Annotated in this window: 24 protein-coding genes and 1 riboswitch; of the genes, 22 read left to right on the top strand and 2 right to left on the bottom strand. The window is 27.3% G+C overall.

Features of this window, described 5'->3' with window-relative positions; all coding sequences use genetic code 11:
- Positions 1-368: 368 nt before the first annotated feature.
- The 3 genes from EJJ37_RS05725 to EJJ37_RS05715 all read left to right on the top strand — a co-directional run bounded on the left by EJJ37_RS05725 (position 369) and on the right by EJJ37_RS05715 (position 3,598).
- On the top strand, positions 369-1,754 hold the full coding sequence (locus tag EJJ37_RS05725; protein WP_133014637.1) for an ABC transporter substrate-binding protein: 1,386 nt from the start codon (positions 369-371) through the stop codon (positions 1,752-1,754).
- A gap of 126 nt (positions 1,755-1,880) precedes the next feature.
- Positions 1,881-2,723, top strand: coding sequence for a carbohydrate ABC transporter permease (locus EJJ37_RS05720; RefSeq protein WP_133014636.1), 843 nt, complete (start codon positions 1,881-1,883; stop codon positions 2,721-2,723).
- Complete coding sequence (locus EJJ37_RS05715) at positions 2,723-3,598, top strand: carbohydrate ABC transporter permease (RefSeq protein ID WP_133014635.1); 876 nt, start codon at positions 2,723-2,725, stop codon at positions 3,596-3,598. Before EJJ37_RS05720 ends, EJJ37_RS05715 begins: the two co-directional genes overlap by 1 nt.
- A gap of 83 nt (positions 3,599-3,681) precedes the next feature.
- On the opposite strand, the gene EJJ37_RS05710 is transcribed toward EJJ37_RS05715, so the two are convergent.
- Positions 3,682-5,061 (bottom strand): GntP family permease, encoded by a 1,380-nt coding sequence (locus EJJ37_RS05710; RefSeq protein WP_133014634.1) that lies wholly within the window; start codon positions 5,059-5,061, stop codon positions 3,682-3,684.
- A 157-nt stretch (positions 5,062-5,218) separates the two neighbouring features.
- On the opposite strand from EJJ37_RS05710, the gene EJJ37_RS20075 reads away from it, so the two are divergent.
- The 6 genes from EJJ37_RS20075 to EJJ37_RS05685 all read left to right on the top strand — a co-directional run bounded on the left by EJJ37_RS20075 (position 5,219) and on the right by EJJ37_RS05685 (position 10,724).
- On the top strand, positions 5,219-5,356 hold the full coding sequence (locus EJJ37_RS20075) for a hypothetical protein (protein WP_166484670.1): 138 nt from the start codon (positions 5,219-5,221) through the stop codon (positions 5,354-5,356).
- A 136-nt stretch (positions 5,357-5,492) separates the two neighbouring features.
- Positions 5,493-5,891, top strand: a complete 399-nt coding sequence (locus EJJ37_RS05705; RefSeq protein WP_133014633.1) for a GntR family transcriptional regulator — start codon at positions 5,493-5,495, stop codon at positions 5,889-5,891.
- 38 nt (positions 5,892-5,929) lie between these two features.
- Entirely contained in the window at positions 5,930-7,288 is a 1,359-nt protein-coding gene (locus EJJ37_RS05700; RefSeq protein WP_133014632.1) for a PH domain-containing protein, read from the top strand.
- A gap of 80 nt (positions 7,289-7,368) precedes the next feature.
- The gene (locus EJJ37_RS05695; RefSeq protein ID WP_133014631.1) at positions 7,369-8,580 is read left to right on the top strand and encodes a hypothetical protein; all 1,212 of its coding nucleotides are present in this window, start codon (positions 7,369-7,371) and stop codon (positions 8,578-8,580) included.
- A 22-nt stretch (positions 8,581-8,602) separates the two neighbouring features.
- Entirely contained in the window at positions 8,603-9,280 is a 678-nt protein-coding gene (locus EJJ37_RS05690) for a response regulator transcription factor (RefSeq protein ID WP_133014630.1), read from the top strand.
- A gap of 4 nt (positions 9,281-9,284) precedes the next feature.
- Entirely contained in the window at positions 9,285-10,724 is a 1,440-nt protein-coding gene (locus EJJ37_RS05685; RefSeq protein ID WP_133014629.1) for a sensor histidine kinase, read from the top strand.
- 116 nt (positions 10,725-10,840) lie between these two features.
- Here EJJ37_RS05685 and uvsE read toward each other — a convergent pair whose 3' ends face one another.
- The gene (uvsE, locus tag EJJ37_RS05680) at positions 10,841-11,803 is read right to left on the bottom strand and encodes a UV DNA damage repair endonuclease UvsE (RefSeq protein WP_133014628.1); all 963 of its coding nucleotides are present in this window, start codon (positions 11,801-11,803) and stop codon (positions 10,841-10,843) included.
- A gap of 260 nt (positions 11,804-12,063) precedes the next feature.
- Here uvsE and EJJ37_RS05675 point away from each other — a divergent pair, with 260 nt between their 5' ends.
- The 13 genes from EJJ37_RS05675 (at position 12,064) to EJJ37_RS05615 (ending at position 25,124) form a co-directional block, all read left to right on the top strand.
- Positions 12,064-12,630, top strand: a complete 567-nt coding sequence (locus tag EJJ37_RS05675; RefSeq protein ID WP_133014627.1) for a zinc dependent phospholipase C family protein — start codon at positions 12,064-12,066, stop codon at positions 12,628-12,630.
- 146 nt (positions 12,631-12,776) lie between these two features.
- A complete protein-coding gene (locus EJJ37_RS05670) occupies positions 12,777-14,720 on the top strand; it encodes a GTP-binding protein (protein WP_133014626.1) in 1,944 nt (647 codons plus the stop codon).
- Positions 14,721-14,734: 14 nt separating this feature from the next.
- Positions 14,735-15,562, top strand: coding sequence for an NAD(+) diphosphatase (gene nudC / locus EJJ37_RS05665; RefSeq protein ID WP_133014625.1), 828 nt, complete (start codon positions 14,735-14,737; stop codon positions 15,560-15,562).
- A 96-nt stretch (positions 15,563-15,658) separates the two neighbouring features.
- Entirely contained in the window at positions 15,659-15,841 is a 183-nt protein-coding gene (locus EJJ37_RS05660) for a (2Fe-2S)-binding protein (protein WP_133014624.1), read from the top strand.
- Positions 15,842-15,979: 138 nt separating this feature from the next.
- Entirely contained in the window at positions 15,980-16,846 is an 867-nt protein-coding gene (locus tag EJJ37_RS05655; RefSeq protein ID WP_133014623.1) for an SDR family oxidoreductase, read from the top strand.
- Between the two features lie 190 nt (positions 16,847-17,036).
- Positions 17,037-19,124 (top strand): molybdopterin oxidoreductase family protein, encoded by a 2,088-nt coding sequence (locus tag EJJ37_RS05650; RefSeq protein WP_133014622.1) that lies wholly within the window; start codon positions 17,037-17,039, stop codon positions 19,122-19,124.
- Between the two features lie 13 nt (positions 19,125-19,137).
- Complete coding sequence (locus EJJ37_RS05645) at positions 19,138-19,545, top strand: 4Fe-4S dicluster domain-containing protein (protein WP_133014621.1); 408 nt, start codon at positions 19,138-19,140, stop codon at positions 19,543-19,545.
- Positions 19,545-20,771: an NAD(P)/FAD-dependent oxidoreductase gene (locus tag EJJ37_RS05640; RefSeq protein WP_133014620.1), complete on the top strand. Its 1,227-nt coding sequence runs from the start codon at positions 19,545-19,547 to the stop codon at positions 20,769-20,771. The genes EJJ37_RS05645 and EJJ37_RS05640 overlap by 1 nt, the downstream gene beginning before the upstream one ends.
- Before the next feature lie 272 nt (positions 20,772-21,043).
- Positions 21,044-21,553, top strand: coding sequence for a molybdopterin-guanine dinucleotide biosynthesis protein B (gene mobB / locus EJJ37_RS05635; RefSeq protein WP_133014619.1), 510 nt, complete (start codon positions 21,044-21,046; stop codon positions 21,551-21,553).
- A riboswitch (molybdenum cofactor riboswitch) is annotated at positions 21,548-21,682 on the top strand. Its footprint overlaps the gene before it by 6 nt.
- A gap of 123 nt (positions 21,683-21,805) precedes the next feature.
- Entirely contained in the window at positions 21,806-23,011 is a 1,206-nt protein-coding gene (locus EJJ37_RS05630; RefSeq protein ID WP_133014618.1) for a molybdopterin molybdotransferase MoeA, read from the top strand.
- A 13-nt stretch (positions 23,012-23,024) separates the two neighbouring features.
- The gene (mobA, locus tag EJJ37_RS05625) at positions 23,025-23,600 is read left to right on the top strand and encodes a molybdenum cofactor guanylyltransferase (protein WP_133014617.1); all 576 of its coding nucleotides are present in this window, start codon (positions 23,025-23,027) and stop codon (positions 23,598-23,600) included.
- A complete protein-coding gene (locus EJJ37_RS05620; protein WP_133014616.1) occupies positions 23,600-24,091 on the top strand; it encodes a MogA/MoaB family molybdenum cofactor biosynthesis protein in 492 nt (163 codons plus the stop codon). The genes mobA and EJJ37_RS05620 overlap by 1 nt, the downstream gene beginning before the upstream one ends.
- Positions 24,092-24,107: 16 nt before the next feature.
- Complete coding sequence (locus EJJ37_RS05615; RefSeq protein WP_133014615.1) at positions 24,108-25,124, top strand: molybdopterin-binding protein; 1,017 nt, start codon at positions 24,108-24,110, stop codon at positions 25,122-25,124.
- Positions 25,125-25,145 lie beyond the last annotated feature (21 nt).

Below are 25,145 nucleotides of genomic sequence, written 5' to 3'. Positions count from 1 at the left end.
ATTTAGGGATTTTAATTTTTTTATATAAATGATATTTAAAGTAAGAAGTAGTAAAAATAAATTAAGCTACTTCTTTTTATTTATGAAATATATAATAAGATAAGCTTTGTCAACGATTTCATTAATAAAAAACAAAAAAAATATCAAATTAAAATATAAATGTTATCAAAATAAGAAAAATTATAAAAATAAACAATTATATTGAATTTGATATGGAAATAATATACAATTATTTTATAAAGGAAATAATTGTAAAATGTTTATGCAAATAGGAAACGATTCCAATTACTATTTCAAAAATTTTTGATATATAAATATTTTTATAAATATTTTATATAATAAAGTTTATTTTAAGGGAGAGGGAATTTATGAAAATTAAAAAACTATTAGCTATTGCTCTTGCAACAACACTAGTAGCCAGTGCATTTGTAGGATGTGGAAGTAAAGAAAATAGTGATGATTCTACAAGTACTTCTGCTAATAAAAGTACAGAAACAGAAATTTATTTTTTAAATTTTAAACCAGAAATTGCAGATGTATATAAGAAGATTGCTGAAGACTATGAAGCTGAAACTGGAGTAAAAGTGAAAGTTGAAACTGCAGCAAGTGGTACTTATGAACAAACATTAAAATCAGAAATAGCAAAGAAAGATGCTCCAACAATATTCCAAATTAATGGCCCAGTTGGATATGAGTCTTGGAAAGATTACTGTTTAGATTTAAAAGATACAGAACTTTATGATCATTTACTTGATAAAAGCTTAGCAGTTACAAGTGGGGATGGTGTATATGGTATACCTTATGCCGTTGAGGGATATGGAATTATATATAATGATGAAATAATGCAAAAATATTTTGCACTAGAAAATAAAGCAACAGATGTTGAATCTATGGATGATATTAATAACTTTGATAAATTAAAAGAAGTTGTAGAAGACATGGAAGCTAACAAAGATGAGTTAGGAATTGAAGGTGTATTTGCATCAACTTCAATGGCTTCTGGTAATGCGTGGAGATGGGAAACACATTTAGCAAACATACCATTATATTATGAATTTAAAGATAGTGCAGGTGGAGATGGTGACGCATTACAAGCTGGACTAGACGCTAATGAAATTGAATTTAAATATAACGAAAACTTCAAAAATATATATGATTTATATACTGATAATTCTGTTTCAGAAAAAGGTGTTTTAGGAAATAAGAGTGTAGATGATGCAATGGCTGAATTTGCTTTAGGTGATTGTGCTATGGTTCAAAATGGTAACTGGGCTTGGTCACAAATAAATGGTATAGATGGTAATACTGTTAAAGAAGAAAATATTAAGTTTATGCCAATATACACAGGTATGGATGGTGAAGAAAATCAAGGGCTTTGTATTGGTACTGAAAACTATTTAGCTATTAATAGTCAAGTTTCAGAAGAAAAGCAACAAGCTTCTATTGATTTTATAAATTGGCTATTTACAAGTGATACAGGGAAAGCTTATGTTACAGGTGATCTAGGATTTATTGCTCCATTTGATACATTTAATGATGATGAAAAGCCTGCTGATCCATTATCAAAAGAAGTTATTAATTGGATGGAAAAAGAAGATGTAGAAACAGTTAAATGGACATTCCAAGCATTCCCAAGTCAAAACTTTAAAGATACTTTTGCTGGTGCTTTACTTGAATATGTTCAAGGTACTCAAGATTGGGATTATGTTGTACAAACTGTAAAGGATTCTTGGAAGTCTGAAAAGGCTGAATAATATTTAAATGAAGGTAGCATATAGATATGTGCTGCCTTTAATATTAAATATATTAATCTATAAACATAGAAGCACAATATTGATAACATAATAGCAATATAATTTTTTATATAGGGGGAATAGAATATGCAAAAGAGTATGAAAAAATATTTTTGGCTATTTGCATTACCTACATTAATAGCTTTTATAATAGCGTTTTTAGTGCCATTTGTAATGGGAATTTATTTATCTTTTACTAAATTTACTACTGTAACTAATGCAACATTTGTGGGACTAGATAATTATAAGAAGGCATTTTCAAGTCCAGAATTTATTAATGCTTTAATTTTTACCACTAAATTTGTTGTTGTATCAGTTATAACTGTTAATGTATTTGCATTTGCATTAGCATATCTTTTAACTAGAAAATTAAAAGGTACAAACATATTTAGAACTGTATTTTTTATGCCTAATTTAATTGGAGGAATAGTTTTAGGTTATATATGGTTAATAATCTTAAATGGAATCCTTAATTATTTTGGTGTTAATTTAACATATGATCCTAAGTATGGATTTTGGGGATTAGTCATATTGCTTAACTGGCAACAAATTGGATACATGATGATTATATATATAGCAGGTATTCAAAATATACCTGGAGAATTAATAGAAAGTGCTAAAATCGATGGAGCATCTAAATGGATGACTTTGAGAAAAATTACAATTCCACTAGTTATGCCATCAATAACTATATGTCTTTTCTTAACTATGTCAAATGCATTTAAATTATTTGATCAAAACTTAGCATTAACTGATGGAGCACCTGGAGGAAAGACAGCAATGCTTGCTTTAGATATATATAAGACATTCTATAATAAAGTTGGTTCAGAAGGAGTAGGACAAGCGAAAGCAGTAATATTCTTCTTAATAGTTGCAGTAATAATGTTACTTCAATTAAGTATTACTAGAAAGAAGGAGGTTGAAAATTAATGGAAGCAAAATTAAACACTAAAAACAATACAGAATTAAAATATACTCCTAAAAAGAAAAATAATATATTGCTTTATATTATTTTAACAGTTTTATCAGTATTATTTTTAGCACCTATATTTATAGTATTATACAATTCATTTAAAGGTAAATTATATATAAGTAGGACCCCTTTTGCTTTACCTAATGCAACAACTTTTTCTGGATTAGATAACTATATAAATGGTATAGATAAGACAGGATTTATTTCTGCTTTTGGGCTATCTGTATTTATAACTATATGCTCAACAGCTGTAATTATTTTATTTACATCAATGACAGCTTGGTATATTACAAGAGTAAAATCAAAAGTTACAAGCTTTTTATATTATTTATTTGTGTTTTCTATGATAGTACCATTTCAAATGGTTATGTTCACAATGAGTAAAATAGCAAATATGTTAAGTCTAGATAATCCTATTGGAATTATAATAATATATCTTGGGTTTGGAGCTGGACTATCTGTATTTATGTTTAGTGGATTTGTTAAGTCAATTCCTATAGATATTGAAGAAGCGGCTATGATAGATGGATGCAATCCAATACAAACTTTTTTCTTAATAGTATTGCCATTATTAAAACCAATAGCTATTACAGTAGCTATTTTAAATGTAATGTGGATATGGAATGATTATTTGCTTCCAACTTTAGTTTTAGGTTCAGATTATAAAACATTACCTATGGCAGTACAATATTTACGTGGTGGATATGGTGCTGTTGATATGGGAGCTATGATGGCTGTTTTAGTTCTTGCTATTATACCAATAGTAATATTCTATTTAGTTTGTCAAAAACATATTATAGAAGGTGTTGCAGCTGGAGCTGTAAAAGGATAAATAATAAAAAAAAATCTCTATTTATTGATAAAGCAAATCTATTAATAAATAGAGATTTTTTTTATTATAATTTAATATTTTTATTAGAAAGCAAACTTTATAGAAACTATTGCTACTATAATTATTGTAGTAAAAATAGGTATAACAACAGATGTTATAAATATATCTTTATAGCTTTCTTTATGAGTTAATCCACAAATAGCTAAGGTTGTTATAACAGCTCCATTGTGAGGCAATGTATCTAATCCACCTGAGGATAAAGAGGCAATTCTATGTAGTATTTCCGGGGAAATAGATAATTTTTGACTCATTTCAACAAAGGTTGGAGCAAGGGCAGATAATGTTATTCCTAATCCACCAGAGGCAGAGGCTGTAAGACCGCAAATTATATTTACAGAAATAGCTTCTGAAATAATTGGATTAGAAGAAATATTCATAATACCAGTTTGTATTGATGTAAAAATAGGCAATGCTTTAATTATACTACCATAGCCAACTATTGCACTAGAGTTCAATAAAGGAAGAAAAGAATTTTTAACTCCATCGCTAAGGGTGTTATTTAAATTTTTAAGTTTCTTATAATTTAATAATATAATATAAATTATTGAAATTACTATAGCTATTATTACACTCCATGTTCCAGAAACTTTATCTAATGTAACACCATATTGACTTAAATAATTTCCATCTATATTAGGATAATAAAATTTTGAAAGTGTAAAATTAGTAATAAATATTATTAAAATAGGTATAATAGATACAATTATATTAGGTAATTTTTCATTAGAATCAATTTTATTTGTATTAGGATGATTACCATATCCCTCTCCATTATCCTTTGCTTTTTTAGCTCTTCTTGTAAGCCATAACATACCTAAAGTAAACATAATAATACTTGCTGTTATACCTATTAATGGTGCTGCAAATGTATCTGTACCAAAATAGCTCATTGGTATAACATTTTGAATTTCAGGTGAACCTGGCATAGCTGTCATTGTAAAAGTAAATGCACCTAAAGCAATAGTTCCTGGTATAAGTCTTTTAGGTATATCTGCTTCTTTAAACAAAATATTTGCCAATGGATATAATATAAAAGCAACAACAAATAAAGAGACGCCTCCATATGTTAAAAGTGCTCCTGATAGAACAATGGCAAGAATTGCTTTATCTTTTCCTAGTTTTGTTGTAATAAATGATGCTATAGATTTACCATAACCCACTTCATCTATTAACTTTGCAAAAATAGCTCCAGTTAAGAATAAAGGAAAATAGCTTTTTACAAAGTTAGCAAATCCACTCATATAAACTTCTGTATAATTAGCCATTAAATGACTATTAAGACCAAGTGAAATTAAGAGAGTTAATAGTCCTACAATAGGAGCGGTAATTATAGTAGAATAGCCCTTATATGCTAAATACATAATAAGTGATAAAGAAAGTATTAATCCGATTAAACTTATCATTTGTTTTCTCCTTGTCTATAATTTACTAATTTTATTATATGTACTTAAATAAAAAAGTATTATATAATACATATTAAACGATAATAATTATTATATAATATAAAATATATAAGTAAAGATAAAATTATAATATATTTATATTTAAGGAGTATAAAAAATGGATAAAAAAGACTTAAAAGATAAAAAGACAGTAGAAATAGAAGCACCAAAAAAGATAAAATATCAATGTTTGCATACTGAAGAAGCAAGAGAATGTACTTGCATAAGAAGTAAGGGATTAGTTTTAAAAAAATAATATTAAGCAATATCAGTTGGTTTATAAGGCTAATTGATGTTGCTTTTTTATTTATAAAAATTTCAATTTAATATTGTTTATTTGTATACTATGTATTACAATATATAATACAAAGTATACAAAAGGGTGAAAAATAATGATTATTAATTTAGATATGACAAGTAATATTCCAATTTATGTTCAACTTAGAAATGAAATTGTTATGGGAATTGGAAGAGGAGAGTTAAAAAAAGGAGAAGGACTTCCTACAGTTAGACAAATGGCAGAAGATATAGGGGTTAATAATATGACTGTTAATAAGGCATATACAATACTAAAAAATGAAGGATATATTGAAATAGATAGAAGACATGGAGCTAAGGTTAATCCAGCTATAGATACTAGTAAGGAGTTTAAAGAAAAGTTAGAAAGTGAACTAGAACTTATAATTGCTGAATCAGGTATAAAAGGAATTGAATATAAAGAATTTATGAAAATGTGTGAAGATATTTATAAAAATATGAATGGCTTAAATGTAGCATGTAATGAGGGGTAAAGATGGGAATTTTTAATATTATTTGAGGCAGTGTAGCAGTGGTAGTTATACTATCAATGTATTTTAATTGTAAATATATTATTAAAGGTAATAAAAATATTATTATTGGAGTAACTATTCCTTTCTTAGAACTAAAAAATGAGAAAGTATTAAATATAATAAAAGATTTTAAAAGGGAAAATAATATTGCATATATAATATTCGCTATTGCATTTATTCCCTCATTTTTCTTTAAGTTTAATTCAAATCAAATATTATACTTCTTTTTATGGGTAATTGGAGTTGAGGTTTTTACTAAAAGGTTATTTGTTAAATATAATAAAAGGTTAATGGAGCTTAAAAGAGAAAATCAATGGTTATTACCAAGTAAAAGATTAGTTACTATAGATACAGAAGTTACTAGATTAAAAGATAAGATGCCTGTATCAATTTTATGGTTTATTCCAAGTTTTGTAATTTCATTAATTCCAATCATATTAGTTCTTGATAGCATAAAGGAATATGGAATAAGTTTAGGTGTTGTATCAACTAATGCATTAATAGGAAATATAATTTTCTTTATTATGTATAAAATATATTCTAAAGAAAAGACTGAGGTAATTAGTGAGGATTCAAATGCTAATATAGCTTATAATATTATATTTAAAAGAACATGGACGTTAGGAGCTGTAATTGCAGCTACAATTCAAAGTATTGGTATGTTATTTATGTTTTTACTTCTTTTAAATAATAATAATAGTATAATATTATTTATTTTATCAATAGTAATACCAGCAACAGTTATTTTTATTGGTATATTTTATATAAATAATAAAATAAGAGAAGAACAAGGAAGAATATTAAATACGTGTAAGAATCCTATTTATACTGATAATGATGAGTTTTGGAGTAAAGGAGTATATAATAATCCAAATGATAGAGCTGTAACAGTTGAAGATAGGACAGGCTATGGAATTACTTATAATTTAGGAACTAAAAAAGGGCGAAGGATTTATTATGGATTTTTAATATTCGCTGGAATAATTGTTATAGTGACTACAGTAAGCATGATAAGATTTGATCATACTAAGTTTACTTTAAATATAGATAATAATATTGTTAAGATAAATGCGCCAACTTATGGAACAGAATTTGATATTGATGATATTGAAGAAGTAGCAATGCTAGATAATCTGCCTTCTGGAATACGAACAAATGGGGTAGGTGCATCAACATATAATCTTGGTAACTTCAGCATTAATGGTTATGGAAAGTGTAAATTATATGTTTATTTTGAAAATCAAAATTGTATCAGTATTAAGTTAAAGGATAATAGCTATATTTTTTTCAATGATAAAAGTAATGAAGAAACACTAAGGTGTTATCATGAATTAGAAAAGATATTAGAAAAAAGTTAAGAAGTTTGTAACAATTAAACAATACTATGTAAAAACTTCCATGTATTATATAATAAAATAATATATGGGGGTTTTGTTTTATGAAAAAAATAATAAATATTATATTAGTAACAGTTTTATCTTTAAGTCTTATAGCTTGTAAGGAAAGTGTTGTATTGGAGGAGAGGGTAACGAGCATTGATGGAGTAAAATCATTTAATGTAGTAGAGACTCCTGTTGAAATTGAAGAGCAGCTTATTTATCCTTCTTTATTTATTAACGATAATGTATATGGTGCTCAAACAATTAGTAGTGAGGATGAGCCCGGAAGTATAATAGGTTTAAAAGGATATTATATTGATAAAGACGGAAATTATAATGTTGATAATGAATCAAAATTATTTTTAACCGATATTGGAAATGTTAGCAGTGTGAATTATTGTGGGCTTACAAAAGAATATGACAATAGAGATATAGCAATTGATGAAAAGGAGTATTATTATAGAGATAATTTAAATGATATTACTATAAAAATAGAAGGATTAAATGAGTTAGTAAATAATCTAAATCTATTGTCTAGTGAGTATTTAAGTTGGAATTATTATATTCTAGGAGATAATAAATACTTTACATTAACTCTTAATTTATATAATGATAGTTTGAATAGTAATAATTTGATCGAACAAACTTTATTTATAATAGAAATGGAAAGTGGAAAAACAATGAAAGTTAAAACTAAAAATAAAGATGAAAGTAGTATTGTTTTATATATGTATTATGATGAAAATATAAGTTCTATTATGGCTATAATGTCTGATAATGAAGTTAAAAAGATTATTATTACAGATAATGAGATTAAATTAGAAAATTATAAAGAGTTAAATTTTCAAGATTATGAATTATATAATGATTTTAGCTACTATATAAAAAGTTATAAAGATAGTTTAATATTTAGATTAATAGACAAGGATGATTTAAGTGAAGATAACTTTATGGAGAATATTATATATGCAATGTATAACAAGGAATCAGGAGAAGTTCAATTATTAGATAAAGAAATTTTTATAATGGATGTATTCGGAAAAAGTAATTTAATATCTGTAATATATAATGATGATAGTTATTTAGCAGAAATAGATGAAGATAATAATCTTGAATTGATATATAAGTTTGATAAAAAGGGATATGATTATATGTCTGTTTATGGGGTAATTAATGAAGAAGGAAATAGATTATTTATTCGTAAAACATTATTTAATGGAGAACTTGAAAGCTATAAGAAAAAAGAATATTCCTTTATAGATTTAAAATAAGATAATATGTGGAGAGTAAACTATGGATAGAAAGAGGATATTAGTAGTAGAAGATGAGTATTCAATAAATGATGGATTAACCTTTGCTTTAAGAAAAGAGAGGTATGAGGTTAGAAGTGCATTTAATGGAAAAGAAGCATTAGAGTTAGTAGAAATTTTTAAGCCAGATTTAGTGCTATTAGATTTAATGTTACCAGATATGGATGGTTTTAATATATGTAAAGAAATATCTAAGAGTACTTATGTAATTATGCTTACAGCTAGAGGAGAGATATTTGATAAAATAGTAGGTTTAGAATTAGGAGCAGATGATTATATAGTGAAGCCTTTTGAAATAAAAGAGGTGTTAGTTAGAATTAAAGTTATATTTAGAAGAAATTCAAAGGAAATTAATAAGATAGAAGAAAATAATAAGGCTATTAATGGAATAAGAATTTCTAGTAAAGATAGATGTGTATTTAAAAATGGACAACTTGTTCCTATGAGAAAAATGGAGTTTGATTTGTTAAATTTCTTATATGAAAATAGAGGGATTATTTACTCAAGGGAAGATTTATTACAAAAGGTTTGGGGATATGAGTATGAAGGTGACACAAGAACTGTTGATGTTCATATAAAAAGGTTAAGAGATAGATTAAAAGAAGATAAAGATAACTCTATAATTGAAACAGTTTATGGTATAGGATATGTGATGAGGTGATTTATTGTTTAAAACACTAAGGAGTAAATTATTATTTGGAACAATAATTTCAGTAGTAGTAATAAATATAATATTTACTATCTTTATTGCATTATTTTTAGAAAATACATTAAGAAATGATATTATAAAAGAAATAACAAATATAAAGAGTTTTTCTATAAATACTATTAATCAAAATGAGCTTATTGGAGAGAGTAAGTGGAAAAGTTTAAATAGTATTAAGGAATTAACTAATTCATATGTTTCTATGATAAATGATAAAGGAGAAATAAATGAATATGTTAGTGTAGTAATAAGTGAAGAGGAAATAAATAATATAGTAAGTGAAAGTAAAAACTTAAAATCTATTATAAGATTTAAAAGATTAAATAATATTTATTGTGTAACATATAATTATCCTATTTATTTAGATAATGATTTTTATTGTAATTTAATTATACAAAAGGATTGTAGTGAAAAATATAATAAAAATATAAATGTTATAACAATAGTAATTGCGGGACAAGTTATTGTAGTTTTATCCATAATTATCGTTATTTTAATAATTATAAATAAAGTTACTAAGCCAATAAATGAATTAAATGAATCAATGAAGGATTTATCAAAAAGTATAAATTCAAAAGATATTATTATTAATAGCAATGATGAAATTGGTGAACTTTCAAAAAGTTATAATTTAATGAAAAACAAAATAAAAGATCAGATACAAATAATAATTGAAGAAAAAGAAAAGATTGAAGAACTACAAAAGGTTTCAAGAGAGTTTTTTAATAATGCAACACATGAGTTAAAAACTCCAGTTACGGCCATATCACTGTATGCACAAATATTTAAAGAGAATAAATTAAATGAATTAGATGAAGATTTTATAAATAGAGCTAGTGGTAGAATAATAATGGAAAGTGAAAAGATGAAAACTTTAGTAGAAAAGATACTTGATGTATCAAAAGGAGAAATTAAATCAGCTAAGAATAAATATGAATTTTCACTAACAGAATTAATCGAAGAAATAATAGAAGATTTTCAAGTAAGAATAGAAAGTAAAGGCTATATAATAAATAAAAGATTGCAAGAAGTAACTATATATTCAGTTTTAGAAGATATGGAATCAATAATAGTTAATTTAATTGATAATGCTATAAAATATAATGTTGGGAAAAGAATAGATATTAATTTATATAAGGAAGAGGGAAATATAGTTTTTTCAATAATGAATAAATGCACTAATTTTCCGGAAGATATAAAAGACAAGCTATTAGAACCATTTATAAAATATAATACTTATAAAGATATTTCTAAGGAGGTAAGTAGTTCAGGATTAGGATTATATTTATGCAAAGAGCTTGCTTCTGAGAATTATGGAGAGTTATCTTATGAAATAAAAGAAGAAAAAATAAATTTTATTTTAAAGTTTAACTTAAATAAAACTAGTAGCAACTATTAATAGGATGCTACTAGTTTTTTTATGCTATCTGTCGAAACAACTAAAGTTGTAATATGGTGTAAAATATATTGTAGTATGTTTTACATCATATTGTATTATGTACACTTTTTTTAGATTTATACAATAAAAGTACTTTTATCGACCCATTTATACTCGGGTTTTAATACTTTTATGTCATCTGCCAGTTTAAATAATGCTAAATCTTTTTCCTTGCATTCAAGCATTATGTCAATATCGGTATTAAAAGATTTAATATTTTCTAAAAAGGTTATAAAATCATTTGCATTAATAAAATCAGAATGTTTCCTATCCTTTTCACCGTCTCTAGGAGAGGAAAAATGAAGTTTAGGAGGAAGTTTTTCCTTTTTCCATGTTAAAAATATTTTAGGGATTAATTCGTAAATGTTTTCACCATTATTGTTACAATTATGATGATGAACATCTAAAACCATAGGTAAATTTAATTCATTACATAAATTTAGAGTTTCTTGTGCTGTATATGTTTTATCATCATTTTCAATAATAATTTTTGATTTTACTTCATATGGAAAGGTAGCAAAATTAGTAATAAATCTTTCTAAACCGGCTTTTTTTCCATTTGTAGCACCTCCAATATGTATCACCATTTTTCCTAAATCATATTTAAAATCTTCAAACCATTCGGCCTGTCTTAATAGATTTATCTTAGTGTTTTCAACCACTTTAGGATTAATACTATTAATTACATTAAATTCATCTGGATGAGTATCAACTCTCATTTTAGAATCATTTATTAGTTTACCAACATATTCAAAATCCTTTTTTAAAAACTCTCTATGTCCCCAATATCCAACTTCAGGGTGAGTAACTAAGGGGATTAAAGCAGAAGTAATTCTATAAAAATGAATATTATTATCTATATTATATCTAATTAAAGTTTCTAAATCCCTTAAGTTAGAAGCTGCTACAGATCTTAGTTTTTCTAATTTTTTTTCAGGAAGAGTAATTTTATTATAATTTGAAAAAGTTACAGTACTGGAAGAAGTAACCTTTTTGCCAAGTTTTTTAGAAATAGCTACATATCCAAGTCTTACTCTCATAATTTTCCTCCAATCATATAGATAATTAATAATACTAGCTTATTATGTGCATAATAAATTAGTCATATGTTTTAATTTTAATCATAAATATTTAAATGTAATATTTACTATGATATCTAATAGGGAGTTAAAAGTAATAAAATATTACAGAGAATCCAAAAAAAATCTAAGAAAATAACAATCAAAATTCACAATATTATTGTATAATAATATTGTCGGGATTATAGATTATTTTAAAATTCTGACGAGGGGAGAATCTTATGCTAGTAAACACTCATTGGGTTATAGGCTCATATTGTTACAAGTTATGCAATGAAAAATATAATTTAAATTTAAATAAAAAAAGATTTTTAGCAGGGTGTGTAGAGCCAGATTTACACAAGAGAGGAAATAAGATAAAGCACACATATAGTGTTTCTAAAGATAAAATGCTAGAATATAAAGATTACATTGAAAATAATGATTTAGATATTAATGAAGTATCATTTATTATAGGAAAAATAGCTCATTATATTGCAGATTGCTTTTGTAAGTATCATTTAGAAGAATATTATGGCAAAGATATGAAAAATCATTTTGCATATGAAGTTGCTTTGCATTTAATGTTAAGAAAGACTTTGAGAAATAATAAAGATATTTTTGAAAATATTTTAGAAAATATAGATGACTCTATAGATTATCTTGAAGAATTAAAGATAAATAGACAGGAGTATTTAAGTTTAGAGGAAGATTGTATAAATGATATATTTTATACAATAAAGACAACTTGTCAGCTTTTATATTTAACAAAAAAATATTTTATTAAAGTATCTGAGTCATATATTTAATAGGAAAGATTTACACAGCAGTAGTAGAATATAAATTACTATTGCTGTGTTTTTTTATTGTAATAAAATCTTAAATGGTAATTACGGATACTCATGATATAATTTAAATATAAATTTATTTAGCGTTTATAGAAAAAGGTGATTATATGAAAAAAACAATAGGGGTATTAGCTCATGTAGATGCTGGAAAAACCACTTTTTCTGAACAAATTCTTTATCATACTAAGTCTATTAGAAGTAGAGGAAGAGTAGATCATAAAAATTCATTTTTAGATAGTCATGATATAGAAAAAGAAAGGGGAATTACAGTATTCTCAGACCAAGCGGTATTTGAAATAGGAAAATCAAAATATTATTTAATAGATACTCCAGGACATATAGATTTTTCTTGTGAAATGGAAAGAGCTATGGGAATTATGGATTATGCAATTATAGTGATAAGTGCAGTAGAGGGAGTACAATCTCATACAGAAACAGTATGGAAATTATTAAGAAAATATAAAGTTCCTACATTTTTCTTTATTAATAAATTAGATAGAACGGGAGCAGATTTAGAGAATGTAATTAATGAAATAAAAGCAAATTTAACTGAAAATATTTGCTATATAGAGAGTATTACAGAGATTAAAGAAGAGTTAATAGAATTTATAGCTGAAAGAGATGAAGAGTTATTAGAAATGTATTTCAATGGGGAATATAATAAAGAGTTATGGATCAAGAAGTTAAGAAGTTTAATTAAAGAGGAAAATATATTTCCCTGTTTTGCAGGTTCTGCTCTTCAAGATGAAGGGATTTCAGAGTTTTTAAATTCTTTAGAAGAGTTAACAGTTACTAATTATAACGAAAATGAGGAATTTTCAGGAATTGTATATAAAGTACGACATGATAATAATGGAACAAGGATTACATTTATTAAAGCTTTAAGTGGGATACTAAAAGTTAGAGATGAAATAAATAATGGGGATTTTAAAGAAAAAATAAGTGGTATAAGAATTTATAATGGAAATAAATTTTCTACAGTAGATAAAGCTGTGGCTGGGGATATTTTTGCAGTAACAGGTCTTACAAGTTTAAATGTAGGTGATGGCGTTGGAGCATTAAAGGAAAAATTAAAATTTAATATGATTCCAACGTTAATGTGTAGTGTAATTTTTGATAAAACATGTAATGTAAAAGAAATATTAGGATATTTTAGAATATTAGAAGCTGAAGATCCTGCTCTAAATGTTACTTGGAATGAAACTCTTCAAGAAATACATGTTCATATTATGGGTAAGATACAATTAGAAGTATTAAAAGAAGTTATATTAGAAAGATTTAAGTTTAATGTAGATTTTGGACCATGTGAAATAATATATAAAGAAACTATAAATAATATAGTTAATGGTTATGGACATTTTGAGCCGTTAAAACATTATGCTGAAGTACATTTAAAGTTAGAAAGTATTTCAAGAGGTTCTGGAATTATTTTTGAAAACAAATGTCATACTGATAATTTAACTACAGGACATCAAAATTTAATAAAAACTCATTTATTTGAAAGAAAACATAATGGTATATTAACTGGTTCAGAAATTACTGATATTAAGGTGACTCTTTTAACTGGTAGAGCGCATAATAAGCATACGGAAGGTGGGGACTTTAGAGAAGCAACCTTTAGAGCATTAAGACAAGGATTAGAAAAGGCAGATAATATATTGTTAGAGCCATTTTATAAATTTACAATAGATGTAGAGTTAGAATATATGGGAAGAGTTTTATCAGATATTCAAAGACTTTATGGTACTTTTAATTCACCAGAAACTAGTTTAAATAAAGTGAGGATAACAGGAAGAGGACCTGTATCAACCTTTATGAATTACAGTATGGAGCTTATTGCATTTACTAAAGGACGAGGAAATATAAATTTAATATTTGACGGATATGATATATGTCATAATACCCAAGAGGTTATTGAAAAAAGAGCTTATAACAAAAATGCAGATATGGAATATTCTTCAAATTCGGTATTTTGTTCTAAGGGGCAAGGTTTTATTGTGCCATGGAATGAAGCGGAGAAGTATATGCATTGTGAAATTATAGAAGAGTAGAGGAGGATAAATATATGATTAATAACGATAATTATATGAATTTTATAGCTGATTCTAAATTGCCAGATGGAAATAGAGATGAGGATTTATATTTTTTATTTAAAGATAAAATGATGTTAATTAAAGAAGATATGGGAAAAGTATTTATTCCAACATTTAAGGATGTCAAAAATTTAATTAGTGGACTTGAAATAATGTATCATTTAGGGAAAGTTAATGAAATACATTGTTTTTGTGGAGAAATAAGCTCATGTGTTAAGGTATCAGGAGAATTAAAATTCATTGGCCTAAGACAAGTAATTCCTATTATTGATAAGGATATTGCACCTGTTTGTGGAAGAGCATCTCAAATTATCCATTTTCATAAAACTAATAAGTTTTGTGGGGTATGTGGTGGAGAAAATGAATTTGTTGGATATGAGTTTGCAATGAAGTGTAAGAAGTGTGGATATATGAGTTACCCACAAGTTTGTCCTGCAATTATAGTAGGAATAACTAAAGGAGATAAGATTTTATTAGCAAATAATAAGAGCTTTCCAGAAGGATTACATAGTAATGTAGCTGGATTTGTAGATGTAAATGAGACTTTAGAAGAGTGTGTAAAACGTGAAGTGTTAGAGGAGATAAATATAAAGGTAAAAAATATTAAATATTTTTCAAGTCAGCCATGGCCATATCCTAATTCTATTATGATTGGATTCACAGCAGAATATGAAAGTGGAGATATAAAGGTTGATGGTGATGAAATTATCCATGCAGATTGGTACAGCAAAGATAATTTACCAATGTTACCAGATAAAAATACTATTGCAAGAAAAATTATAGATTCAATTTTAGAGTAATATTCCATTCCATAAGGTTGCGAAAAATTTGAATAGCAATTAGTTAAAGTGCTTAGACTATGTATGAAATAGATTAAATATATGGAGGTAAAGCATATGGATAAGAATAAAAAGATATGTTATTGTTTTAATGTATCAGTAGATGATATAGAAAGAGCAATAGAAAATGGAGCAGATACTTTTCAAGAGCTCCAAGATGCAACTAATTGTGGAAAAGGCTGTGGAACATGTTTAGCAGAAGCTAAGGCTGTTTTTGATGAATTATTGAAGGAAAGATAGATTAAATTATTTGTAGTTAAAAGCTCATTATAGTAAAGATATATTACTATAGTGAGCTTTTTATAAAATTAATAAGTATTATAAAAGCAAAAGTTACTAATAATAATTTATATTAAATAAATTGTTAGGAGTGATAATATGAATTTTCCAACTAGCTTTCCAGCGCAACATCAAGATAAACATCCAGGATTTGAGAGTGTAATGAATCCTACACCTATTTATTATGATGAAAAGTATATTAAAAAAGGTGATTTATTAAAAGATAAAGTTGCAATAATAACGGGAGGAGATAGTGGTATCGGAAGAGCCGTATCTTTAGCTTATGCTTATCAAGGAGCAGATATTGTTATAATATATTATGATGAGTTAAAAGATGCAGAGGATACTAAAAAGCTTATTGAAACAGTAGGAAGAAAGTGTAGTATTATTCAAGGAGATATAGCAGATGGTAAGTTTTGTACTGAAGCTATAGAAACTGTAATTAAGGAATATGGAAAAATAGATATTTTAGTAAATAATGCGGCAGTTCAGTATGAGTGCAAAGATTTTAAGGAAATTACAGATATGCAGTTTGATAAAACAATGAAAACTAATATATATGGAACTTTTTATATGACTAGAGCTGCATTAAAATATATGAAATCAGGAGCATGTATAATAAATACTGCATCAGTTACTGCATATGCAGGTAATGAGAAACTAATAGATTACTCTATGACTAAGGGCGCTATAGTATCACTAACAAGATCACTATCAACATCCTTGGCTAAAAAGAAAAGTGGAATAAGGGTTAATGCAGTTGCTCCTGGACCAATATGGACACCACTAATTCCATCAAGTTTTGAATCAACAGAGATTCCACAGTTTGGTTCAAATACACCTATGGCAAGAGCAGGACAGCCGGTTGAATGTGCAGGGGCATATGTATTTTTAGCTTCAGAAGCAGCATCATATATTACAGGTCAAACTATACATATAAATGGAGGAGAAATAGTAAATAGTTAAATTTATAAGCTATTAGGTTATGAAAATAATCTAATAGCATTTTTTTCGATAATATTGTTAAAATAATGACAATAAAAATAGAAAATTGTGATTATAATCACAGTTATCAATAATCTTTAATGATAAAATAAAGTGGAAATAATACTGAATATAGAGTTTATTAAAATTTTGAACTGGAGATGAAAGTAGTATGAAGAAGATTCAATCAACTTGTAACTTATGTGCTTTAGCATGTAATATAGATTTTTACGTGGAAAATGGTAAAATAGCTAAAGTTTCACCAACTGTTGACTATCCTGTAAACAAAGGATTTTGTTGTATAAAAGGATTAAATTTAGACAAGCAACAAACTAAGATTAAAGCAAGAAAAAGACCTCTTTTAAGAGATGAAAATGGAGAAATGAAAGAAGTTTCATGGGAAGAGGCATTTAAAACGTTTGCTAAAAAAATGACAAGCATTCAAGAAAAGTACGGTAAGGAAAGTGTTGCTTTCATTAGTACAGGACAAATGCCAACAGAAGACATGGCTTTATTAGGACATGTAGGTAGAAACTATATGGGTATAAATGGGGATGGTAATACAAGATTATGTATGGCTACATCAGTAGTTGCACACAAGCAAAGTTTTGGATTTGATGCTCCACCATATACATTAAATGATGCAGAACTTTCAGATACAATAATTTTAATTGGAGCTAATCCAGTTATAGCTCATCCAGTATTCTGGGGACGTATTAGAGAAAATAAAGAAGCTAAAATAATAACAATAGATCCAAGAAAATCAGAAACAGCTATGAATTCAGATATATGGATAGATATTAAGCCAAAGGCTGATTTAGTATTAATGTATACTTTAGCTAATGTATTAATAGAAAAAGGATATATTGATGTTAATTATATAGAAAATCATACAGAAGGATATGAAGAATTTAAGAATCATGTTGCTAAATTTACTTTAGATAAAGTTGAAGCTGAAACTGGAATAAGTGCAGAAAGAGTAGTAGAACTTGCAGAAATAATTCATGCAGGAGAAAGAGTTTCATTCTGGTGGACAATGGGAGTTAACCAAGGTTACCAAGCAGTTAGAACAGCTCAATCTATAATCAATTTAGCATTAATAACAGGAAATATTGGAAGACCAGGTACAGGAGCAAACTCATTAACAGGACAATGTAATGCTATGGGATCAAGAGCTTTCAGTAATACAGCAGGATTATTCGGTGGTGGAGATTTTGATAATCCAGTACGTAGAAAAGCTGTAGCAGAAGCTTTAGGAGTAGATGAAAGTGTACTTGCTACAAAGCCGACAATTCCTTACAATGCTATAATTGAAAAAGCTATTGCAGGTGAAATTAAAGGATTATGGGTAATTTGTACAAACCCTAGACATTCATGGGCAAATAATGAAGAATTCGAAAAATGTGTTAAGAACTTAGATTTCTTTGTTGTTCAAGATATATATGAAGATACAGATAGTGCTAAACTTTGTGATTTATATTTACCTTCAGTGCCAGCACTTAAAAAAGAAGGGGTATTAATTAATACTGAAAGAAGATTATCAAAGGTTAATCCTGTACTTGCTAAAGAAGAAGGGGAATTATCAGATTTCGAAATCTTCTATAACATAGGTAAAGAACTTGGAATGGGAGATTTATTAAATGGATGGGAAACTCCAAGATCTACATTTGAATTATTAAAGAAATGTTCTAAAGGAATGCCTTGTGATATTACAGGTGTAACTTATGAAATGTTAGAAGGACCAAATATGGAAGGTTCAAGAGGAGTTCAATGGCCATTTAGAGCTGGAGAAACTTTAGTTGAAGATGAAAGAAGATTATTTGAAGATGGTAACTATTATACTCCATCAAAGAAGGCTAAATTCCATTTTGAAGAGATAGCTGAAAATCCAACGCAAACAAGTGAAGAATTCCCTTATATATTTAATTCAGGAAGAGGAACAGTTGGTCAATGGCATACAGGAGTTAGATCAAGAGAAATTCCTGAGTCAGAAAGAATTTATTCAAAGGAATCTTATGCATTTATGAATCCAGAATTAGCAGCAGAATTAAATATAGTTCAAAATGAAAGAGTTAGTATAGCATCTCAAAATGGAGTAACTAAAGATTTCACTATAAAAATATCTGATCAGGTTAAGAAAAATCATTTATATGCTCCAATTCACTATATTGAAACAAATGCACTTACTCCTTCAGTTTATGATCCATACTCAAAGGAGCCATCATTTAAAACAGTTGCAGTAAATATCATTAAGAAGTAGAGGGTGACTAAGGATGAAAAGAATTAAAATAGATAGAGATAAATGTGTAGGCTGTTTAACTTGTACAACAGCATGTATTGTAGCTCATAATTCTGAAGATACAAGAAGTAGAATAACAATAGATAGTACTGGAAAGTACGCACCTATTTTCTGTAGACATTGTGATAGACCAGAGTGTGTTTATACTTGTATGACAGGTGCAATGAGCAAAGATAAAGAAACAGGATTAGTTACATATAACAAAGAACATTGCGCTAGCTGTTATATGTGTATAATGGCATGTCCTTATGGTGTTTTAAAAGCTGATAGCAGAATGCATAAGGAAATAATGAAATGTGATGCATGTAAAGAGCATGGAACTGCACAATGTGTAGCTAAATGTCCAATGGGAGCAATTACTTTAGAGGAGGTAACAGAATAATGAGATATGTAGTTATAGGAGCCTCTGCAGCAGGTATTAGTGGAGCTAAAACTTTAAGAGAATTAGATAATGATGCTGAAATAGTATTAGTATCAAAGGATGAAAATGTATATTCAAGATGTATACTTCATCATTATATTTCAAATCATAGAGATGTTGATGCATTAAACTTTACAAGTAAGAATTTCTTTGAAGAAAATAACATAACTTGGATGAAAGGTTTAGAAGTTAAAGGTGTTAATGATAAAGAACAAACTTTAGAATTATCAAATGGTGAAACTTTAAGCTACGATAAATTATTAGTCTGTAGCGGTGCATCTGCATTTATACCACCAGTTCCAGGACTAAGAGAAGGTAATAATGTAGTTGGATTAAGAAACTTAGATGATGCTGTATTAATAAAAGAACAAGCTAAGAAAGTTAAAAATGTAGTAGTTTTAGGTGCTGGGCTTGTTGGAATAGATGCAGTTAGTGGATTACTTGGACAAGGATTAAATATATCTTTAGTTGAAATGAGTAATAAAATACTTCCATTACAATTAGATAAACATGCATCAGATGTTTATGAAAAGAAATTTACTGAAGAAGGTGTTTCTTTAAAGCTTGATGTTAAGGCTGAAAAATTACTTTTAGATGAAAATAATAATCCAAAAGCTTTATTATTAAATACTGGAGAAGAAGTACCATGTGAATTAGTAGTAGTTGCTACTGGTGTTAGATCAAATATTGCTTTCATGGAAAATAGTAATATTGAATGTGATAGATTTGGATTAATAATTGATGCAAAAGGGCAAACTAATATAGAAAATATATATGGTGCTGGTGATGTAACTGGTAGAAATCCAATATGGCCAACAGCTGTAAAAGAAGGTATAATTGCAGCACATAATATGCTAGGAAAAGAAATGATAATGACTGATTTCTTTGGAAGCAAAAACACAATGAACTTTGTAGGGGTAGCAACAATGTCTCTTGGTATGGTAGAGCCAGCCGATGAAACTTATATAGTTGAAACTCAAGTTGAAGGGGATAACTATAAGAAGATAATTCATAAAGATGGAAAGATTTATGGAGCTATAATTCAAGGAGATTTATCTTACGCTGGAGTTCTAACTCAACTTATCAAAGAAAACATTGATGTTTCTAAAGTAACAAAGAGTTTATTTGATATAGATTATGCGGATTTCTTTAACATAGAAAAGAATTTTGAGTTTAGCTATAAGTAAGCCTCAAAATTTTAATTTGGCAAGACGAAGTTTCCTGAAACTACAAATTTTCAATTTAGTAAGTTAAGGTACACTTTAGTGTACTCAGCCATTGGAGAGAGTGGAGTTTCCATTAAAATAAACTAAAGAGAGTTAGAGGAAGAAGGGATATTTAAATAGCTATTTTAAAGAATCCTTTCTCCTCTAACTCATTATATTAAAATAAACTATTTACAAAACAAATAAAAGTCTATATAATGCAAACTAAAAATATAATATAAGGGATGAAATTAATGTCCAAAGTAGTTAATATAGTTGGATCAAGTTCTAATGTTGGAAAAACTTATTTACTTGAAGGATTAATAAAAGAACTAAAATTTAGAGGCTATAGTATAGCAACTATAAAGCATGATGTTCATGGATTTGATATAGATAAAAAAGGAAAAGATACATATAAGCATAGAGAAGCAGGTTCAGAAACAGTAATAATTTCTTCTAAAAATAGATTTGCTATGATAAAAGAGTTAGAAGAAGAAACTGAGCTTAACGATATTATTAAAATGGTACTAGATAAAGATATTATTTTAATAGAGGGATATAAAAAAAGTAATTTAAGAAAAATAGAAGTATTTAGAGAAGGAGTAAGTGAAAAAATAATAACTCCTAAGAACAAGTTAATTGCAATTGCAAGTGATACTAATTTAGATATTGATGATATAATTATAGTAGAGAGAGAAAATTATAAAGAACTTGCGGATTTAATTGAAAAAGAAAAAGAGTTTGATTTTGAAAATTATCAATAAAATATTTTCTAGAGCTAAGTATCCTAAGGAGTACTCTATGGAGCTTAAGCCGGAATTTATATAATTCAAGGGTGATATTTGAAAAGATATCATCTCCACGTTTTGGGAAGGAAAATAAGTTGATTTAAATATATTTAATTATTTACTAGTTAAGTTAAGAACTAATTTTTAGGTTTTTATATTTAAAATAGGCTTATTACTCGTACCTAAAATATGGAGTAATAAGTCTATTTTTATTTAAGGGGTGAATAAATGAAGTCATTTATATCGTTAGAAGAAGCAATAAATATATTAAATGATAATGTAGAACATTTAGATGTTGAAGAAGTTAATTTAATTGATGGAATAAAAAGAGTTTTAGCAACGGATATTTATTCTACAATTGATAATCCGCCTTTTGATAAATCAGCTATGGATGGATATGCAGTAATAGCTGAAGATAGTAAATTAAAAGAGAAGATTAAGGTAATAGATAAAGTTTTTGCAGGGAATTTATGTGATAGTATTGTTACTTCAAAAACAGCAGTAAGAATAATGACAGGAGCACCAATACCAAGTGGAGCAAATGCTGTAATAAAGCAAGAAGATGTTGCTTTAAGAGATGATAATTACATTATCTTAAATAATAGTGTTAAAGAAAATGAAAATATTTGTTTTAAGGGAGAAGATATAAAAAAAGGTACCTTATTAGTTAAAAAGGGGAAAAAATTAGATTATGCAGATATAGGAATTATTGCTAGTTCAGGTATAGAAAAAATTAAAGTTTATAAATTACCTAAAATTGCTTTAATAAGTACTGGAGATGAGGTAATAGATATAGCTGATGCTCTTATGCCAGGGAAAATATTTAATAGTAATAAATATAGTATAATTTCTAGAATTAAAGAATTAGGTTATGATATTCAATACACTACACATGTAAAAGATATAGAGAATCAAATAGAGGAATGTATAAATAGTATTTCAAATAATATAGATATAATAATTACTACTGGAGGAGTTTCAGTAGGTGAGAAAGACTTATTAAATGAAGCTATAGATAATATTAATGGTAAAAGATTATTTTGGAAAGTGAAAATAAAGCCAGGATCAGCTGTACTTTGTAGCAAAGTAAATAATGCTTTAGTTATTAGTTTATCAGGAAATCCTACAGCTGCTTTAACAGCATTTGAACTTTTTGTAAAAACTTCATTAGAAAAAATGTGTGGATATGAGAAATTAGAAGTAAAAAGAGAAGAAGCAATATTATGTGATAATTTCAATAAAAAAAGTCCTCAACGAAGATTTATTAGAGGAAGAGTTGTTATTGAACAAGGAAAACAAATGGTATATATAACACAGATTAAGAGTGGCAATGGAATATTAAGCTCTAATTTAAATTCAAATTGTATGATAGAAGTTCAAGGTGGAAATGAAGGACTTAAAGTAGGAGAAATAGTAGATATCATAAAGTTTTAAGGAGAAGATACTTATGATAAATAAGACTTTAGCTATTTTAGCTGGTGGAAAAAGTAGTAGAATGAATTATAATAATAAAGCCTTATTGAATTATAAAGAGAAGAAGTTTATAGAGCATATAATTGAAGCTGGTAAAGACTATAAAGAAATAATTATAATTTCAAATAATTTGGCAGAATATAGAGGATTTAATCTAAGAATAGTTGAAGATATATATAAGGGCAATGGTCCATTAAGTGGAATACATTCAGCTCTTATTAATTCAACTACAGATAAAGTGTTATGTATTGCTTGTGACATGCCATTAATTACTAAAGATACATTAAATATTATAGGAAATTATGATAGAGAATATGATGTATTGGTACCAAGTGTTAATGAAAGATTACAGCCATTATGTGGTATATATTCTAAAAATATAATTCCTAAGCTTGAGGAAGCAATAAAAGAAAATAATAATAAGCTTCAATTATTAATAAAATCATTTGATTTAAAAGTAATTGAAGGTGATGATAAAAGTAAATTTATAGAGAGGGATTTTTCTAATATAAATACAGAAAAGGAATATAGAGAATTGGAGGAATTGTAATGTATACAGTTGGAATAATTACAAGTAGTGACAAAGGATATGCAGGTGAAAGAGAAGATAAAAGTGGAGAAGTAGTAAGAGAATTAGTTGAAGCTGCAGGATTTACTGTAGTAAAGCAAATTATATTACCTGATGATAGAGAAATGCTTGCTAATGAGTTTAAAGTAATGTGCGATGAACTTAAAGTTAATTTAGTATTAAGTACTGGGGGAACAGGATTTTCTAAAAGAGATATCACTCCAGAAGCTACAAAAGACATACTTGAAAGAGAAGCACCTGGAATATGTGAAGCAATAAGAATGTATAGTATGCAAATTACTAAAAGAGCTATGCTTTCAAGAGCTGTATCAGGTATAAGAAAGGATACCTTAATAGTTAATTTACCAGGAAGCCCTAAAGCTTGTAAAGAGGCTTTAGATTATGTATTAGATGATATTAAGCATGGAATTGATATATTATTAGGAACTTCAAAAGAATGTGCTAGAAAATAAAATGGAGGTATGAGTAATGAAAATGATAAAGGTTGAAGATGCAGTAGGAAGTATACTGTCTCATGATGTAACTCAAATAATTCCAGGAGAGTTTAAAGGAAGATTGTTTAAAAAAGGTCATATAATTAAGGAAGAGGATATTGAAAAGTTATTATCAATAGGAAAAGAAAATGTATATGTTTGGGAGCCTGTTGAGGGGCAACTTCATGAAGATGATGCAGCAACAAGAATTTCAAATTTAGTTGTTGGAGATGGAATTAAGCTTTCAGAGGAAATTAAAGAAGGAAAAGTTGATTTCTTTGCTGATAGAGATGGAGTCTTAAAAATAGATAAGGCTAATTTATTTAAACTAAATTCACTTGGAGAAATTATAGTATCTACATTACATAATAATACTCCTATAAAAAAAGGTGAAAAAGTTGGAGCAACAAGAGTTATTCCATTGATTATAGATGAAGAAAAAATTATAACTGCTGAAAATTTAATTCAAGAGAAAATAATAAGTGTGGCGGAAATAAAAGCTAAGAAATGTCTTTTAATAACTACAGGTAATGAAGTCTATAAAGGTAGAATTAAAGATGCATTTTTACCAGTTATAAAGCAAAAGCTGGGGTATTATGGTAGTGAAGTTGTAAGACAAGTGATATTACCAGATGAGAAAGAAAGGATAATTGAAGAAATTCAAAAGGGTTTATCAGAAGGTGTAGATATGGTTATATGTACAGGTGGAATGTCAGTTGACCCAGATGATGTAACTCCAACAGCTATAAAAGAATGTGGTGGAGAACTTGTAACTTATGGATCACCAGTACTTCCAGGGGCTATGTTCTTATTAGCTTACCATGGAAATACTCCAATATTAGGAGTTCCAAGTTGTGCAATGTATTCAAAGAGAACAGTTTTAGATTTAGTATTACCAAGAGTGTTAAGTGATGAAAGATTATCAGCAGATGATATAGCTGAATATGGACATGGTGGATTATGTTTAGATTGTAAGGTATGTACTTTTCCACATTGTTCATTTGGTAAATAATTTTAGAAAGCAGGATAAATT

The organism is Clostridium cuniculi (assembly GCF_004353185.1).
Taxonomy (GTDB): Bacteria; Bacillota; Clostridia; order Clostridiales; family Clostridiaceae; genus Clostridium; species Clostridium cuniculi.
This window is presented reverse-complemented; position numbering and strand designations above follow the sequence as displayed.

Bases quoted from the DNA above. Each gene is read 5' to 3' on its own strand.
- EJJ37_RS05725 (WP_133014637.1), top strand. From the start codon at position 369: ATGAAAATTAAAAAACTATTAGCTATTGCTCTTGCAACAACACTAGTA.
- EJJ37_RS05720 (WP_133014636.1), top strand. From the start codon at position 1,881: ATGCAAAAGAGTATGAAAAAATATTTTTGGCTATTTGCATTACCTACA.
- EJJ37_RS05715 (WP_133014635.1), top strand. From the start codon at position 2,723: ATGGAAGCAAAATTAAACACTAAAAACAATACAGAATTAAAATATACT.
- EJJ37_RS05710 (WP_133014634.1), bottom strand. From the start codon at position 5,061: ATGATAAGTTTAATCGGATTAATACTTTCTTTATCACTTATTATGTAT.
- EJJ37_RS20075 (WP_166484670.1), top strand. From the start codon at position 5,219: ATGGATAAAAAAGACTTAAAAGATAAAAAGACAGTAGAAATAGAAGCA.
- EJJ37_RS05705 (WP_133014633.1), top strand. From the start codon at position 5,493: ATGATTATTAATTTAGATATGACAAGTAATATTCCAATTTATGTTCAA.
- EJJ37_RS05695 (WP_133014631.1), top strand. From the start codon at position 7,369: ATGAAAAAAATAATAAATATTATATTAGTAACAGTTTTATCTTTAAGT.
- EJJ37_RS05690 (WP_133014630.1), top strand. From the start codon at position 8,603: ATGGATAGAAAGAGGATATTAGTAGTAGAAGATGAGTATTCAATAAAT.
- uvsE (WP_133014628.1), bottom strand. From the start codon at position 11,803: ATGAGAGTAAGACTTGGATATGTAGCTATTTCTAAAAAACTTGGCAAA.
- EJJ37_RS05675 (WP_133014627.1), top strand. From the start codon at position 12,064: ATGCTAGTAAACACTCATTGGGTTATAGGCTCATATTGTTACAAGTTA.
- EJJ37_RS05670 (WP_133014626.1), top strand. From the start codon at position 12,777: ATGAAAAAAACAATAGGGGTATTAGCTCATGTAGATGCTGGAAAAACC.
- nudC (WP_133014625.1), top strand. From the start codon at position 14,735: ATGATTAATAACGATAATTATATGAATTTTATAGCTGATTCTAAATTG.
- EJJ37_RS05660 (WP_133014624.1), top strand. From the start codon at position 15,659: ATGGATAAGAATAAAAAGATATGTTATTGTTTTAATGTATCAGTAGAT.
- EJJ37_RS05655 (WP_133014623.1), top strand. From the start codon at position 15,980: ATGAATTTTCCAACTAGCTTTCCAGCGCAACATCAAGATAAACATCCA.
- EJJ37_RS05650 (WP_133014622.1), top strand. From the start codon at position 17,037: ATGAAGAAGATTCAATCAACTTGTAACTTATGTGCTTTAGCATGTAAT.
- EJJ37_RS05645 (WP_133014621.1), top strand. From the start codon at position 19,138: ATGAAAAGAATTAAAATAGATAGAGATAAATGTGTAGGCTGTTTAACT.
- EJJ37_RS05640 (WP_133014620.1), top strand. From the start codon at position 19,545: ATGAGATATGTAGTTATAGGAGCCTCTGCAGCAGGTATTAGTGGAGCT.
- mobB (WP_133014619.1), top strand. From the start codon at position 21,044: ATGTCCAAAGTAGTTAATATAGTTGGATCAAGTTCTAATGTTGGAAAA.
- EJJ37_RS05630 (WP_133014618.1), top strand. From the start codon at position 21,806: ATGAAGTCATTTATATCGTTAGAAGAAGCAATAAATATATTAAATGAT.
- mobA (WP_133014617.1), top strand. From the start codon at position 23,025: ATGATAAATAAGACTTTAGCTATTTTAGCTGGTGGAAAAAGTAGTAGA.
- EJJ37_RS05620 (WP_133014616.1), top strand. From the start codon at position 23,600: ATGTATACAGTTGGAATAATTACAAGTAGTGACAAAGGATATGCAGGT.
- EJJ37_RS05615 (WP_133014615.1), top strand. From the start codon at position 24,108: ATGAAAATGATAAAGGTTGAAGATGCAGTAGGAAGTATACTGTCTCAT.